Source organism: Vibrio sp. EA2 (assembly GCF_033042495.1).
Lineage (GTDB): Bacteria > Pseudomonadota > Gammaproteobacteria > Enterobacterales > Vibrionaceae > Vibrio.
The window spans coordinates 1-14,623 of the sequence record NZ_JAWLID010000017.1; the positions used below are offsets into that span (position 1 = coordinate 1).

Genomic DNA, 14,623 nt, shown 5'->3' on the forward strand with positions numbered 1-14,623 from the left:
GGAGCGACACACGAGGTTCGAACTCGTGACCTCAACCTTGGCAAGGTTGCGCTCTACCAACTGAGCTAGTGTCGCATGATTAACCGCTAGTGCGTTTAATCTTAATTTGGTTGCGGGGGCCGGATTTGAACCGACGACCTTCGGGTTATGAGCCCGACGAGCTACCAAGCTGCTCCACCCCGCGTCCGTATTTCATTGTTAAGCACAATGAGAGCTATCAAACTGGAGCGACACACGAGGTTCGAACTCGTGACCTCAACCTTGGCAAGGTTGCGCTCTACCAACTGAGCTAGTGTCGCATTCACAACGTTTCCGTTGTTCAGGGCTGCGAATTATAAGAGCATTTTTTTGTGATGCAAGTCCTTCCTTCAAAAAAACTTTAATTTTTTACTGAATGGTGAAAAAGCAAGCAAAACAACCATAAATGACCACTATTTAGATCGCAGCCTTAACAATTAAATCTTAAAGATCGTCTCACGATAGTACTTCAGTTCAGCAATAGACTCACGTATATCATCTAACGCTAAATGTGTGCCCTGTTTCGAAAAACCATCTAATACTTCTGGTTTCCATCGACGAGTGAGCTCTTTAAGTGTGCTGACATCCAAATAGCGGTAGTGGAAGTATTCTTCTAGTTCTGGCATGTGCTTGTACAGGAAACGACGATCTTGACCAATGCTGTTACCACAAATTGGTGAAGCCCCCTTAGGCACCCACTGCTCCAGGAAAGCAATGGTTTGAGCAACGGCATCTTGTTCAGAAGTTTTGCTGCTACGGACACGCTCAACCAAACCACTTGCAGTATGAGTATTGGTGCACCAGTCATCCATTTTATCCAGTTCATCTTCTGGTTGATGGACTGCAAGTACTGGCCCTTCAGCCAGAATATTTAATTCGCTATCGGTGACAATAGAAGCAATTTCTATGATTTTGTGTGTTTCAGGATCGAGCCCTGTCATCTCTAAATCAACCCATATCAGGTTTTGATCGCTAAAGGACATGGTTACGCCGCCTATTTGTTTATCGATAAAAAAGGTACTATACCTCAAAATACTTGCAACACGATACTCACTAACTTGAGTCGCGATCGCGCTCAATAGCTTGAGTTAACTCATATTAAGTACAAAATTGTGGCGAAAAAGAAAAAGTTAACCAAAGGTCAGGTACGACGCGTTCGTAACAACCAACAGAAACGTTTGAAGAAACAAGATGAGTCCATCCAATGGGATGAGGCCATGCTAGGCTCGAGTAAACAGGGCTTGGTGATCACCCGTTTTGGCCAACATGCTGATATTGAAGATTTAGATACGGGGCAAGTTCAACGCTGTAACCTTCGTCGCGGTATCGAATCTCTGGTTTCTGGAGACCGAGTATTGTGGCGAGAAGGCCTTGAATCAATGGCCGGAATTTCTGGTGTGGTAGAAGCCGTAGAGCCTCGAACTTCAATGCTGACTCGTCCGGACTATTACGATGGGCTCAAACCCGTCGCGGCGAACATTGACCAGATGGTGATCGTATCTTCCGTATTGCCTGAGCTTTCACTTAACATCATCGACCGTTACTTGGTTGCGGCAGAGACACTCAGCATTGCGCCTTTATTGGTTCTGAACAAAGTCGACCTGCTTGAAGCTGACGATCGTGCAATGTACGAAGAGTGGCTGAAAGAATACCAGCGCATTGGCTACAAGGTGATGTTTGTCAGTAAAAAATCCGGCGAAGGCATTGAGGAGCTAGAAGCTCAGTTACGTGATCGCATCAATATCTTTGTTGGTCAATCTGGTGTGGGTAAATCCAGCCTCGTTAATGCACTTATGCCAGAATTAGAGCAAGAAGTGGAAGAGGGCGAAGTTTCTGAAAACTCAGGATTAGGCCAACACACCACGACGGCTGCGCGTCTGTACCACATTCCTACAGGTGGCGATCTGATTGACTCCCCTGGGGTGCGTGAGTTTGGCCTATGGCATTTAGAAGCCGACGAAGTAACCAAAGCATTCATTGAGTTCCGCCCATACCTTGGCGGCTGCAAATTCCGAGACTGTAAGCACAATGATGACCCTGGCTGTATTCTGCGAGAAGCCGTGGAGAAGGGTGAAATCAGTGAAGTTCGATTTGAAAACTACCATCGAATCCTCGAAAGCATGGTCGAGAATAAGGCAAACCGTCAATATTCACGCAATAAGAAAGCGGATCTGTAACCAGATTGTCGCCGCAACTGTGTAATAATTCTTCACCGGATACTGACAAGTAAATTAAATTTCAGTAACATCACGCGCCCTAACGCGTGTATCTAACAGAAGTATCGGAATTAAAGATGGACAAGATTAAAGTTGGACTGCAGTACTGGATCCCACAACATGGCTTAACCCGCCTGATGGGCAAACTGGCTTCAGCAAAAGCTGGCGGTCTGACAACAGCAGTCATTCGCTGGTTTATCAAACATTATAATGTCAACATGGACGAGGCGAAGCACTCCGACCCTAAGCACTTTAAAACGTTCAACGAGTTTTTTGTTCGTGAACTTAAAGAAGGCGCGCGTCCGATTACAGAAGACGAATCGGTGATCACTCACCCTGCGGATGCTTGTGTCAGTCAGTTTGGCCCAATTGAAAATGGTCAATTGATCCAGGCAAAAGGCCACTACTTTTCTGCACAAGAACTGCTTGGCGGTGATGCAAAACTGGCAGAAGAGTTCCAAGAAGGCTCATTTGCAACGCTATACCTGTCACCTCGTGACTACCACCGTGTACACATGCCATGTGACGGCACTCTGCGTCAGATGATTTACGTTCCGGGCGAGCTGTTCTCAGTAAACCCACTGACAGCAGAAAACGTACCAAACCTCTTTGCACGTAACGAACGCGTCGTTTGTATTTTCGATACCGAGTTTGGCCCAATGGCTCAGGTACTAGTTGGCGCAACCATCGTAGGCAGTATTGAGCAGGTTTGGGCTGGTACGATTACACCTCCTCGCGGCAATACCATTTACAAATGGGACTACCCTGCAGAAGGTACCAAAGCGGTCACCCTGAAGAAAGGTGAAGAGATGGGTCGCTTTAAGCTGGGCTCAACCGTTATCAACTTGTTCGCGAAAGATGCCATCACATTCGATGAAAGCATGGATAACGGCAAAACAACGCTAATGGGCACTCCTTACGCTCACAAACAGTAACCGTCCCGATAAATCAATGATTTCAATAGCCTCCACATTCGGAGGCTTTTTTATTGATAAAAAACAAAACTCTGTTCGAAATTCAGCCTGACATATTCAAACTCATACTTGCCTCTAAGTACTTAAAAGCGCAATAAATTAATCTGTGCAATGGAGTGACTATTTAAAGGGGCGACCAATGCCAAAGATGAGTGTGAGTACGCTGGTCAAATTGCTGGTGTGTTTTTTGATTCCACTGGGTGTCTTAATGATGCCGATCGACGCTATTCCTATTGATGATCTGACTTTAATTCAACATCGTTTACTGGCTATTTTCCTTCTTGCCGCCCTGCTTTGGGTGCTGGAACCCGTTCCTGTTTTTGCCACCTCCATCCTGATCATCGCCCTTGAACTTATCATGATCTCCGATAAAGGATTGCATCTCTTTCGAGTACCGCCAGCTGGTCACGACCTCGGTGATCTGATCGCCTACACCGACATTTTTTCCGCTTTCTCGTCCCCGATCATCATTCTTTTTATGGGTGGTTTTGCACTCGCCATTGCAGCGTCAAAGTACGATCTCGACAACAATCTGGCGCGTGTTCTGCTCAAACCCTTTGGTACACAACCTAAATTCATCATGCTTGGCCTGATGCTGATCACCGCTGTATTCTCTATGTTTATGTCCAATACTGCGACAACCGTGATGATGCTGGCTCTATTGGGTCCAATTGTCGCTTCCGCGCCTAAGGGTGACTTAGGCATTAAAGCACTGGTGTTATGTATTCCTATCGCCGCAAACACTGGTGGTATCGCAACACCGATAGGTACGCCACCCAATGCGATTGCTCTGCAGTACCTGACTGGTGAAAACAGCATCGACTTTCTCAGCTGGATGATGATGGGTTTACCTTTTGTTTTAATACAACTCACCATCGCCTGGTTCTTACTGCAAAAGCTTTTTCCCTCGAGTGAAGCTGAGATGAAGCTGAAGCTAGATGGAACCTTTAAAAGGAGCTGGCGTGCCTATGTGGTTTACGTAACGTTTGCTCTTACTATCCTGTTGTGGATGACAACCAAAGCCCACGGCATGAACACCTATGTGGTCGCTATTATCCCACTGGCGATCTTCACCTTAACGGGCATCATGGGCAAAGAAGAGCTGAAATTAATTAACTGGGATGTGCTGTGGCTCGTTGCCGGTGGTATTGCTATTGGTATTGCACTCGATAAAACGGGCCTAGCTGAAGCCTTAGCCCATGCGATTAACTACGAAGCACTCTCTCCGTTTGCCGTTGTGATCGCGATATCGGTTATCTGCTGGCTAATGGCAAACTTTATGTCCAATACCGCGACGGCGAACTTGTTAATGCCAATTGCGGCGGCTATCGGTGTATCCATGCCAAGCCTGGCTTCTATTGGTGGGCTCCAGGGCTTGCTGGTCGTGGTGGCCTTCTCTGCATCACTGGGCATGATTTTACCCGTCTCTACGCCACCGAACTCTCTGGCTTACTCGACAGGCTTAATCGAAAGTAAAGACATGGCAAAAGTCGGTCTTATCCTTGGATTAGTCGGCTTGTTTATCGTTTATGGTGCCGTACTTATCCTGTTTTAGGTATCAACCCAAAAAACGTTGGTTACGTTACAGAACCAGACTGACACTTCACAAAAAGCAGCGGAATAAGCTGCTTTTTCTTTACCACTAACTTGTTCTTTTACATCGATACAATTTAATGCATATTAATGCCCCCTCCCGAACCAACAGGACTTTACTCAATTATGGGTTATGAATGGCTAGCACTTTGTGCTGCATTTTTATGGGCGATCTCTAGCCTGATTTCCGTCATTCCAGCGCAGCACATGGGTGCATTCGCCTATAGCCGCTGGCGTATGGGGTGTACGGCGGTGATCCTTTCGACCATGGCTTGGGTAACCGGAGGTTGGTTAAGTGTGTCGGTGGAGCACATCACGCCAATGATGGCCTCTGGCTTAATTGGTATCTTCATCGGCGATACTGCCCTGTTCGCCTGTATGAACCGCATGGGGCCACGGCAAGCAGGTTTGCTGTTCTCCTGTCATGCCGTATTCTCAACCATCCTTGGGTACTTCCTGTTTAGTGAAAGCATGACCTCGATGGAATTGCTCGGCGCTGCATTGGTATTCAGTGGTGTTGTGATGGCCATATTCTTTGGTCGGCGCGGACAAACCAACAATGTCCTGGAAGAAGTCAAAGGCAACATTTGGTTAGGCTTAGGGTTAGGCCTCACTGCGGCGTTATGTCAGGCGCTTGGTGGCATTATTGCCAAGCCAGTGATGCAAACCAGCGTAGACCCTGTTGCAGCCTCTGCGATTCGTATGATCAGCGCTTTTGTCGCACACTGCTTGTTGCTGGTTATCGGAGTAAAAGTCGCCAAGCCAACACAACATATTACCTGGCGTGTTTTTGGCATTACCGCTTTGAACGGTTTTCTTGCCATGGCGGTGGGAATGACATTAATTCTTTACGCGCTGCGTGAAGGGAATGTCGGTATGGTGGCACTCTTGTCCTCGACGACGCCAATCATGCTGCTGCCCCTGCTCTGGGTGTATACCAAGCGCAGACCAAATAGATTTGCCTGGCTGGGCGCCGCTCTGGCGGTGATTGGGGCGGGGATTTTGGTCCAGTAGAATTCCCACAATCTCGAGACACAAAAAAGCCCGAGATCAACTCGGGCTTTTATCATTCAGCATTTCAGTTAATTACTTAACTAGAATGTCACCAGACATTTCTGCAGGAATTTCCAGGCCAGCAAGAGAAAGCATAGTTGGCGCTAGATCAGACAGTTTACCGCCGTCTTTAAACTCTACCGCTTTGTCACCTACGTAGATTAGAGGTACTGGTAGGTTTGTGTGTGCAGTGTGAGTACCACCAGTTTGCGGGTCAACCATCATTTCTGCGTTACCGTGGTCTGCCGTGATCAGTAGCTGACCGCCCGCTTCTTTGATAGCTTCAACCACTTTGCCCACGCTTTCGTCTAGCGCTTCGATCGCTTTTTCAGCCGCTTCGTAAACACCAGTGTGACCAACCATGTCTGCGTTCGGGTAGTTACAGATGATAGTGTCGTATTTACCAGATTTAATAGCCGCTACCAGCTTCTCAGTTAGCTCTGGAGAGCTCATTTCTGGTTGAAGGTCGTAAGTTGCTACTTTTGGAGAAGCAACAAGTTGACGCTCTTCACCGTCAAATTCACTTTCAACACCACCGTTGAAGAAGAAAGTCACGTGCGCGTATTTCTCTGTTTCAGAGATACGTAGCTGAGTTTGACCTTGCTTAGACAACCACTCACCGTAGGTGTTTTCTAGAGACGCAGGTGGGAATGCGATCGCTAGAGGGATATCTGCTGCGTATTGAGTCAGCATCACGAAGTTAAGTGATGGGAATACTTCGCGCTCAAAACCGTCGAATTCAGGTACGAATGCGCGTGTGATTTGACGTGCACGGTCAGCACGGTAGTTCATGAAGATAACGGCATCGCCATCTTGCATGATTGCATCTTCTTCGCCTTCCGCTTTGATTGCTGTTGCTTTTACAAACTCATCGTTTTCTTCACGAGCGTAAGCCGCTTCCAAACCTGCTACTGCTGTTTCTGCTGTGAACTCAGCTTTCGCTTGAGTAAGAAGATCGTAAGCAACTTGAACACGCTCCCAGTTATTGTCACGGTCCATTGCGTAGTAACGACCCACTAGAGAAGCAACGCGGCCTTTACCTAGTTTCGCGAATAGATCTTGGAAACGTTGTAGCGAGTTTTCTGCACTACGTGGTGGTGTGTCACGACCGTCCAGGAAGCAGTGTAGGTAGATTTTTTCTGCGCCACGAGCAGCTGCCATTTCAACCGCAGCGTAGATGTGATCTTCGTGAGAGTGTACGCCACCAGGAGACATCAGACCCATGATGTGTACGGCCTTCTCAGCTTTCACAGCGGCGTCGATAGCTTCAACCAACGCTGGCGTTTCTGCGAACTCGCCGTCAGCGATAGACTTAGTAATACGAGTTAGGTCTTGGTATACAACGCGACCTGCGCCAATGTTAGTGTGACCAACTTCTGAGTTACCCATTTGACCATCAGGAAGGCCAACATCCATACCTGAAGCAGAGATTAGAGTATTTGGGTTATTCGCAATCAATGCATCCATAACTGGCGTTTTCGCATTTGCAATTGCGTTACTTGCTGTGTCTTCACGGTAACCGTAACCGTCAAGGATAACTAGAGCCAATGGCTTCTTAGCTGACATAGTGATGACCTCATCAAATTTAGTAACTTTTGGCGTAGGGCTTCACTGCCCTATCTAACCTTGAAACAAAACTAGCGTAATTTTACTACACTTTTTAACCAAAACTGTAGGGTAAGATCAAATATTGTTTGCGATTTATCGTTGTTATCTTACAAGTTTAGGAAACAACGAGTCTCTGTCAGCAAACCTGTCCAACAAGCATAGTCACTCCCCACAAGCTTTGTACACCCGGTCGATATTCGATTTTTACGTCCGATTTTAGCAGTAGAGCTTTCTAAGCGAGTCGCGTTTTAGACATGTGTTGCTGCTTGAAAGACCAAACCTATTGCTTATTGTTCTCCTTTTCCTGAAAAACAGAAGTCACTTAGACCAATAGCTACAATAGGAAATGTTGATGAATAAAGCCACGACCAGTGGCAGGGTAATTCTGGCTTGATGAATTTGTAGAGATCTCAATTATTCGTTAGAAAATTTTAACCCTCTCGCCTAAGAGGCCTAACCTCGCTATACTCCTGCTTTAATTTTCCGCCAACAGTGCAAGAGCTCAAGACATGCAAGAGTATATTGATTTTTTCCAACAGAACATGATTCTATCTTTGGTTTGGGTAGGTCTTCTTATCGCATTTATCCTGAATATCGTGAAGTCAGCGACAGCAGCCTATAAAGAAATCAACGTAAACCAACTGACTCACCTCATTAACCGTGAAAATGGTGTTGTGGTGGACATTCGTACTAAAGATGAATTCAAACAAGGTCATATCACTGACTCACTTCACATTTTACCGTCAGATATCAAATCGGGTAGCTTCGGTAGCCTTGAAAACCATAAATCAGACCCAATCATCCTAGTATGCAAGACGGGCCAAACCGCTCAGGAGAGCGCAAACCTACTAGCAAAAGCAGGCTTTACCAACGTAAGCCTACTGAAAAACGGTTTGGTTGCATGGAACGAAGCGAACCTTCCTTTAGTACGCGGTAAAAAGTAGTACGTGGTAACAAGCAAGACTCGCCTTCATCGCAACTGAATGCCTCGTGAATAAAAACTGAGCAAATAGAAAGCAGTTGAAGCCTTAAGTTGTGACGCTTTGCACGTAATACACGCTTCATCTAGTCAAGGTAAACTTGCTCAGTTAGTCTCAGGACAAACCAGTTTTCTGGGTTTAGGCATTCTAAACCCAACCAATGTTTATTAAGGATTTAAAAATGGCAGAAGCTACACCACAAGATGCACAGCAAAACTTCGCAATTCAACGCATCTTCCTAAAAGATGTTTCTTTCGAAGCGCCTAACTCTCCAGTAGTCTTTCAAAAAGAGTGGAACCCAGACGTTAAACTCGATCTAGACACTCAAAGCCGTGAGCTTGGTGAAGGCGTTTACGAAGTGGTTCTACGTCTGACAGTGACGGTTAAGAACGAAGAAGAAACAGCGTTCCTATGTGAAGTTCAACAAGGTGGTATCTTCACAGCTGAGCAAATGGAAGCTGGTCAACTAGCGCATTGCCTAGGTGCGTTCTGTCCTAACATCCTATTCCCATACGCTCGTGAAACTATCTCAAGCCTAGTGGTTAAAGGTACGTTCCCTCAACTGAACCTAGCACCAGTAAACTTTGACGCTCTGTTCATGAACTACCTACAACAGCAAGCTCAACAAGGTGAAGGCGAAGCTGAAGCGTAATTCACACTTTGTAAGTGACGTCTTTGGTTGAACACAACTAAAAGCGTCACATACCTAAGAAAATGCACAAAGCGTCCATCAAGTGATGCAATGTGCATTTTTTATTTCTGATAAGTTACTAAGGTCAACAAACCCTAGTTCCTAGCCTCTATAGAGCGTAAAATCTGGTGATAATGAACTAGATTCTACTAGAAGAATAACGATTAGGCGGTAGCATGACACAAGCAAATAGCAACAATGCTTACGGTAAAGACATCGCAATGACGGTAATTGGTGCGGGCTCCTACGGAACCTCGCTGGCAATTTCTCTTGCTCGTAATGGTGCAAACATCATTCTTTGGGGACACGAGCCTGAGCATATGGCACGCCTTGAAGCAGATCGTGCTAACCATGAATTCTTACCTGGCATCGATTTTCCAGAAAGCTTGATTATTGAATCGGATTTGGAAAAGGCCGTTCAGGCAAGTCGTGACTTGTTGGTTGTCGTTCCGAGCCATGTTTTTGGCATCGTACTGAAAAGCTGTAAACCTTTCTTGCGCGAAGACACTCGCATCTGCTGGGCAACCAAAGGTCTTGAGCCAGAAACAGGCCGCCTGCTAAAAGACGTTGCTTTTGACATCATCGGAGAAAGCTACTCGCTGGCAGTGTTGTCTGGCCCAACTTTCGCGAAAGAGCTGGCCATGGGGCTGCCAACGGCGATTTCCGTTGCCTCACCAGATGCTGAGTTTGTTGCTGATCTGCAAGAAAAAATCCACTGTAGCAAAACATTTCGCGTGTACGCCAACAGTGACTTCATTGGCATGCAGCTTGGTGGCGCAGTGAAAAATGTCATTGCGATCGGCGCTGGTATGTCAGACGGTATCGGGTTTGGTGCAAACGCACGTACTGCACTTATCACACGAGGTTTAGCCGAAATGTCTCGTTTGGGTGCAGCTCTGGGGGCAAAACCAGAAACCTTTATGGGTATGGCTGGTTTAGGTGACCTTGTCCTCACGTGTACCGATAACCAATCACGTAACCGTCGTTTTGGTTTGGCGTTAGGTCAAGGCAAAGATGTCGATACCGCGCAGGAAGAAATTGGTCAGGTTGTGGAAGGTTATCGCAACACCAAAGAGGTGTGGATGCTCTCTCAGCGCATGGGTGTTGAGATGCCGATTGTTGACCAAATTTATCAAGTATTGTATCAAGGGAAGGATGCGCGCCTGGCAGCGCAAGATTTACTTGCTCGTGACAAAAAGTCTGAAGGTAAATAGCACCCTAAAACCTTACCTGAGAATAGAAGTTGTCGGGTCACGGAAGAAGAAACACTCAGGATATTGAGAATGAAACACTGCGAAAAACAAAAAGTCTGGAACAAAATTGTTGCAGAAGCCCGCGAAATGTCAGAGCAGGAGCCAATGCTGGCCAGCTTTTACCACGCGACGATCATCAAACATGAGAGTCTTGGCGCTGCCCTGAGTTACATTTTGGCCAACAAATTAGACACAGCATCGATGCCAGCCATGGCAGTGAGGGAAGTCATTGAAGAGGCTTTTATCGCCGATCCCAATATTACCGACTGTGCGGCCTGCGATATTTGTGCAACAGTGAATCGTGACCCTGCGGTTTCTATGTACTCAATGCCCCTGCTGTATTTGAAAGGCTACCACGCGCTGCAAGGATATCGTGTAGCGAACTGGTTATGGTCACAGGGCCGACATGCACTGGCGACTTACCTGCAGAATCAAATTTCTGTTGCTTGTCAGGTAGATATTCACCCAGCTGCGCGTATTGGCTGTGGGATCATGCTCGACCACGCAACGGGTATCGTGATTGGTGAAACCGCTGTGGTCTCCGATGACGTATCTATCCTGCAGGACGTGACGCTCGGTGGTACGGGTAAAGAAAGTGGCGATCGCCACCCGAAAATCCGTGAAGGCGTGATGATCGGTGCGGGTGCAAAAATTCTCGGTAACATCGAAGTGGGTGAAGGGGCAAAAATTGGCTCTTGCTCTGTGGTATTACAACCGGTACCACCACACACTACCGTCGCAGGGGTACCAGCTAAAATCGTTGGCCGTCCAAAAACGGATAAGCCGTCGCTCGATATGGACCAAGGCTTTAATGGCAAATCTCAAAGCTTTATCCATGGAGATGGTATTTAATCACCCTCTAACTTTATATAACAACAATGTGGTAGGTAACTCTCAAGTGAGAAAACAAAATCAACCAGTGCTCCGCTCGGCTATTTTATTAACTTGTGCTTTATCTGCCACGTTCCCCATCACCTCTTCCGCTGTCAGCCAGCAAGAGCTTAAAGGCGTCTCTAGCGAAATTAATCGTCAGAAAAAAGCCCTGACCTCTCAAGAAAAGCAACTGAATGAACTGCAAAAGTCCTTGAAAGATCAGGAGCTTGGCATCTCAAGCTTAGAGCGAGAGATAAAACAGACCAAAGCAGAGCTCTCTCAAGCCGACAAAAACATCAACAGTTTAGAAGAAAAAATTGCCTTACAAGAGGGGCAACGTCAGGCTCAGGAAGAGGAGCTAAAACAACTGCTGCAAACCTATTACGTAACCGAGCGTGCGAAAGCTAATGGACACCTACTCAATCAAGGCGTGGAAGAAGATCGCATTAGCCAGTACTTTCAGCACTTGGCAAAAGCGCGCTCCAAAGTGATTGATGCCATTACCCAAACCACACAAAAGCTGGAACATAATAAAAACCAACTTGAGCTGGAAAAAGAACAGATTGAAAAACTGCTAAAACAACAATCTGAAAAACGGACTGCGCTGGCAAGCACGCAATCCAAACGTAAACAAACGCTGAGCAAAATTCAGAGCAGCATTAAAAACGATAAACGCTATCTGGCAGAGTTGCAGCGCAATGAAACGCGTCTTAAGGCAGAAATCGCTAAAGCCGCTAAGCGTAATGCCGTACCGATGGATGGGTTAGGCAAGCAGCGTGGCAAGCTACCATGGCCAATAAAAGGCAGTGTTCTGCATAACTTCGGCACGCGTCAGACTGGTCAGGTTAACTGGAAAGGTATGGTGCTATCGGCGAACTATGGTCAGCAAGTGAAAGCGGTTTATCCCGGTACTGTCGTATTCGCAGAGTACTTAAGAGGTTACGGCTTGGTGGTACTCCTCGACCACGGTAAAGGAGACATGACCCTTTACGGATACAATCAGGCACTAACGAAGAAAGAAGGCGATAGAGTGACGGCTGGTGAGGTCATTGCTCTTGCTGGTGACACCGGCGGCCAAGACAGAGCATCCCTCTACTTTGAGATTCGTCGTAACAGTGAAGCACAAAACCCGAAATCCTGGTTAAAGCGCCTGTAAGCAGAGATGCTACCAACAAAAAGAAAAGGAGCCGATGGCTCCTTTTCACGTAGAAGAACGAAATTAATTCGTTATGCGTAATACGTTTCAACCGCATCAATAAACGCACTCACGTCGTCTTTGCGTAGGGCATTGATTCCCGCTGCAGCCTCTCGACCACCACCTGTAGGAAACTGCCCACAAACCGCAACCGCACCTTGCTTGTTATTCAGTGGCGCACGCAAAGAAACGGTGTAGGTGCCATCAGCATTTTCGGTTAAAACAGCATGTGCCGAATCCGGATTCTGGTTTGCCAACCAGTTACCATAAACCCCACTGATGCGGCGTGACGCTGCATTATCTGGCAATTCAAACAGCTTCAGTTTGTCGCTTTCATGAGTTGCTGGGATAGCTTGGGCAGCATCCATATCTTGCTGATAAGCAGCTTGAAGCTGGTAGAATGGCGAAGCACTATCAGCAATCACATCAAATGGTGAAGCATATTGCTTCAACGCTTGATATAAATCAGCAGGATGAAAATGCAAGTCATCCACCTTGGAGCCATAACCATTGTAATTGATCAATGTGCCCAACTCTTTGAGTTGCGATTTTTGCTCAATAGAAAAGCCAGCTTGCTCAGCTAACTCATCGGCTTTGGCAATCAGGTTATCACCGTAAGCTGCAGTAATGGCCCAAGCATGAAAACGCCCCTGCAAAAGTTTATCCACAATTAGCGCGGTACACATATTCGCATCAAGATCGATGTGAGCATCTAAGTTACCATGCTGTGGAATATCGCCCGCTTTATGATGATCCGCGTAAAAAACATGAGCGCCCTGAGCCAAAGCATGTTCCAGACCTATCATGTTCTTTTCCATAGAAACATCGAGCACCGTCAGCTCATCCCCCGCTTGTACATCCACGGTTTCCACCAGCTTAATATCGCGTTTTACACCCGTGACTAATTTGGCTTCGAGAGGATCAGCCAAGCGCAATTGCAGTAGAGCGATAATGCCGTCTGCATCACCATTAAAAATGTCGTAATTCATTGAAATGATAATTCCTTTATCGAGAAGTTTTGCCCGAGTATCAATTGGGATTTTTCACCTATTGTGCGCAGCGTGTGCCACAAGTCAACTCAAGGTACGACTCGAAAGTGAGAGAGCGACTCTAAATTAAGCTTAAAATAATACGCAATTAGCCCTGCATAGCACTTACGCCATCTTCCAACAGTAATAGCTGCTCCAACCCTTGCTCCGTTGCGACTGGTTTTACCACATTGATCATCTGAAGCATGCCTTGTCGCACCATTTGCTCGGTAATATTGGATTTAGGTAGCATCGCAGATTGATAAGACAACCAACTGCAAGCAATTAAATGCAGCGTGCATACCAGCGAGGTTAACTGCTGCTGATCAACATCAAGCAATTTGAGGGCAACGAACTCCTGCATAATCGCAATCAGATTGGCTTGCAGTTTGTCCTGCACCTCAATGTATTGAGTATGAAGTTGTTCATCACGCGACAAAATCTCTGGTAAATTCGCGTAGAAAAAGCGGTACTTCCACATCAGCGTAAAGGTCGAATCTAGGTAGCTCTTCAGCATAGTCAGACTCTCTTGAGAGCCTTTAAGAGGAGTAAATCTTTCTAAAAGTTCTGCTGAATAAAGCGCAAAGATTTCGCGGACGATTTCTTGCTTGTTGCGAAAGTGGTAATAAAGATTACCTGGACTGATTTCGATGTGATCGGCAATGTGATTGGTGGTGATGTTTCGCTCACCATGTTGGTTAAACAACTCCAGTGCCGCGTAGACTATTTTGTCGCGCGTTTTCATTATTATCGTATTCCCTTTCCGTTAACGAATCGAGTATAGCGACTTCACCAACCTAGGTCGATAGAGGCTCCAAATACGATAACTTAGCAGACCAGTCAGAATCCCCGTGCCATTAGCGACAAGGTCTAACCAGGAGGTTTCTCTACCGACATAGCCTTGTAGCCATTCAATCATCGCGCTGAACATCAGAATACTCAATGCCAGCACCCAACGTTGGCGCCAATGACGAACACAACAACAGGCAACAAAAGCGAAGCTAGTGTATGCCATTAAATGTTGTAGCTTATCGAGGTAAGTAAAAGACCCCCACTTTTGCAGCTCTCCTGAGCTCAACGATAAATACGCAATGACGGCAGCGAAAGCGCAAATAATCAAACGCCCGATCATTCGGTTCAT

Annotated in this window: 14 protein-coding genes and 3 tRNA genes; 9 read left to right on the forward strand and 8 right to left on the reverse strand. The window is 46.5% G+C overall.

Features of this window, described 5'->3' with window-relative positions; all coding sequences use genetic code 11:
* Positions 1-2 precede the first annotated feature (2 nt).
* The 4 genes from RXX31_RS21535 to orn form a co-directional block, all read right to left on the reverse strand.
* Positions 3-75 (reverse strand) — tRNA-Gly (locus RXX31_RS21535).
* 32 nt (positions 76-107) lie between these two features.
* Positions 108-184 (reverse strand) — tRNA-Met (locus RXX31_RS21540).
* A 39-nt stretch (positions 185-223) separates the two neighbouring features.
* Positions 224-299: transfer RNA gene (locus tag RXX31_RS21545), tRNA-Gly, on the reverse strand.
* 156 nt (positions 300-455) lie between these two features.
* On the reverse strand, positions 456-1,001 hold the full coding sequence (orn, locus tag RXX31_RS21550) for an oligoribonuclease (RefSeq protein WP_317591729.1): 546 nt from the start codon (positions 999-1,001) through the stop codon (positions 456-458).
* Positions 1,002-1,130: 129 nt separating this feature from the next.
* On the opposite strand from orn, the gene rsgA reads away from it, so the two are divergent.
* The 4 genes from rsgA to RXX31_RS21570 all read left to right on the forward strand — a co-directional run bounded on the left by rsgA (position 1,131) and on the right by RXX31_RS21570 (position 5,815).
* Complete coding sequence (rsgA, locus tag RXX31_RS21555) at positions 1,131-2,195, forward strand: small ribosomal subunit biogenesis GTPase RsgA (protein WP_317591730.1); 1,065 nt, start codon at positions 1,131-1,133, stop codon at positions 2,193-2,195.
* A gap of 116 nt (positions 2,196-2,311) precedes the next feature.
* Positions 2,312-3,169, forward strand: a complete 858-nt coding sequence (asd, locus tag RXX31_RS21560; RefSeq protein WP_317591731.1) for an archaetidylserine decarboxylase — start codon at positions 2,312-2,314, stop codon at positions 3,167-3,169.
* Positions 3,170-3,347: 178 nt separating this feature from the next.
* Positions 3,348-4,763, forward strand: a complete 1,416-nt coding sequence (locus tag RXX31_RS21565; RefSeq protein WP_317591732.1) for an SLC13 family permease — start codon at positions 3,348-3,350, stop codon at positions 4,761-4,763.
* A 164-nt stretch (positions 4,764-4,927) separates the two neighbouring features.
* Positions 4,928-5,815 (forward strand): DMT family transporter, encoded by an 888-nt coding sequence (locus RXX31_RS21570; protein WP_317591733.1) that lies wholly within the window; start codon positions 4,928-4,930, stop codon positions 5,813-5,815.
* 72 nt (positions 5,816-5,887) lie between these two features.
* Here the strand turns inward: RXX31_RS21570 and gpmM are convergent, their stop codons facing one another.
* Positions 5,888-7,420, reverse strand: a complete 1,533-nt coding sequence (gene gpmM, locus RXX31_RS21575; RefSeq protein WP_317591734.1) for a 2,3-bisphosphoglycerate-independent phosphoglycerate mutase — start codon at positions 7,418-7,420, stop codon at positions 5,888-5,890.
* 551 nt (positions 7,421-7,971) lie between these two features.
* Here gpmM and RXX31_RS21580 point away from each other — a divergent pair.
* The 5 genes from RXX31_RS21580 to RXX31_RS21600 all read left to right on the forward strand — a co-directional run bounded on the left by RXX31_RS21580 (position 7,972) and on the right by RXX31_RS21600 (position 12,415).
* The gene (locus RXX31_RS21580) at positions 7,972-8,406 is read left to right on the forward strand and encodes a rhodanese-like domain-containing protein (protein WP_317591735.1); all 435 of its coding nucleotides are present in this window, start codon (positions 7,972-7,974) and stop codon (positions 8,404-8,406) included.
* A 217-nt stretch (positions 8,407-8,623) separates the two neighbouring features.
* On the forward strand, positions 8,624-9,094 hold the full coding sequence (gene secB / locus RXX31_RS21585) for a protein-export chaperone SecB (RefSeq protein ID WP_317591736.1): 471 nt from the start codon (positions 8,624-8,626) through the stop codon (positions 9,092-9,094).
* Between the two features lie 215 nt (positions 9,095-9,309).
* The gene (gene gpsA / locus RXX31_RS21590) at positions 9,310-10,347 is read left to right on the forward strand and encodes an NAD(P)H-dependent glycerol-3-phosphate dehydrogenase (protein WP_317591737.1); all 1,038 of its coding nucleotides are present in this window, start codon (positions 9,310-9,312) and stop codon (positions 10,345-10,347) included.
* Positions 10,348-10,416: 69 nt separating this feature from the next.
* On the forward strand, positions 10,417-11,238 hold the full coding sequence (gene cysE / locus RXX31_RS21595) for a serine O-acetyltransferase (protein ID WP_317591738.1): 822 nt from the start codon (positions 10,417-10,419) through the stop codon (positions 11,236-11,238).
* A 28-nt stretch (positions 11,239-11,266) separates the two neighbouring features.
* Positions 11,267-12,415, forward strand: coding sequence for a murein hydrolase activator EnvC (locus RXX31_RS21600; protein ID WP_317591777.1), 1,149 nt, complete (start codon positions 11,267-11,269; stop codon positions 12,413-12,415).
* Between the two features lie 71 nt (positions 12,416-12,486).
* Here RXX31_RS21600 and RXX31_RS21605 read toward each other — a convergent pair whose 3' ends face one another.
* The 3 genes from RXX31_RS21605 to RXX31_RS21615 all read right to left on the reverse strand — a co-directional run bounded on the left by RXX31_RS21605 (position 12,487) and on the right by RXX31_RS21615 (position 14,623).
* On the reverse strand, positions 12,487-13,443 hold the full coding sequence (locus RXX31_RS21605) for a DHH family phosphoesterase (RefSeq protein WP_317591739.1): 957 nt from the start codon (positions 13,441-13,443) through the stop codon (positions 12,487-12,489).
* Between the two features lie 148 nt (positions 13,444-13,591).
* Complete coding sequence (locus tag RXX31_RS21610; protein ID WP_317591740.1) at positions 13,592-14,227, reverse strand: TetR/AcrR family transcriptional regulator; 636 nt, start codon at positions 14,225-14,227, stop codon at positions 13,592-13,594.
* Between the two features lie 21 nt (positions 14,228-14,248).
* Positions 14,249-14,623, reverse strand: coding sequence for a VanZ family protein (locus RXX31_RS21615; RefSeq protein WP_317591741.1), 375 nt, complete (start codon positions 14,621-14,623; stop codon positions 14,249-14,251).

Bases quoted from the DNA above. Each gene is read 5' to 3' on its own strand.
- RXX31_RS21605 (WP_317591739.1), bottom strand. From the start codon at position 13,443: ATGAATTACGACATTTTTAATGGTGATGCAGACGGCATTATCGCTCTA.
- asd (WP_317591731.1), top strand. From the start codon at position 2,312: ATGGACAAGATTAAAGTTGGACTGCAGTACTGGATCCCACAACATGGC.
- gpsA (WP_317591737.1), top strand. From the start codon at position 9,310: ATGACACAAGCAAATAGCAACAATGCTTACGGTAAAGACATCGCAATG.
- cysE (WP_317591738.1), top strand. From the start codon at position 10,417: ATGAAACACTGCGAAAAACAAAAAGTCTGGAACAAAATTGTTGCAGAA.
- secB (WP_317591736.1), top strand. From the start codon at position 8,624: ATGGCAGAAGCTACACCACAAGATGCACAGCAAAACTTCGCAATTCAA.
- RXX31_RS21610 (WP_317591740.1), bottom strand. From the start codon at position 14,227: ATGAAAACGCGCGACAAAATAGTCTACGCGGCACTGGAGTTGTTTAAC.
- RXX31_RS21565 (WP_317591732.1), top strand. From the start codon at position 3,348: ATGCCAAAGATGAGTGTGAGTACGCTGGTCAAATTGCTGGTGTGTTTT.
- orn (WP_317591729.1), bottom strand. From the start codon at position 1,001: ATGTCCTTTAGCGATCAAAACCTGATATGGGTTGATTTAGAGATGACA.
- gpmM (WP_317591734.1), bottom strand. From the start codon at position 7,420: ATGTCAGCTAAGAAGCCATTGGCTCTAGTTATCCTTGACGGTTACGGT.
- RXX31_RS21615 (WP_317591741.1), bottom strand. From the start codon at position 14,623: ATGAACCGAATGATCGGGCGTTTGATTATTTGCGCTTTCGCTGCCGTC.
- RXX31_RS21570 (WP_317591733.1), top strand. From the start codon at position 4,928: ATGGGTTATGAATGGCTAGCACTTTGTGCTGCATTTTTATGGGCGATC.
- RXX31_RS21580 (WP_317591735.1), top strand. From the start codon at position 7,972: ATGCAAGAGTATATTGATTTTTTCCAACAGAACATGATTCTATCTTTG.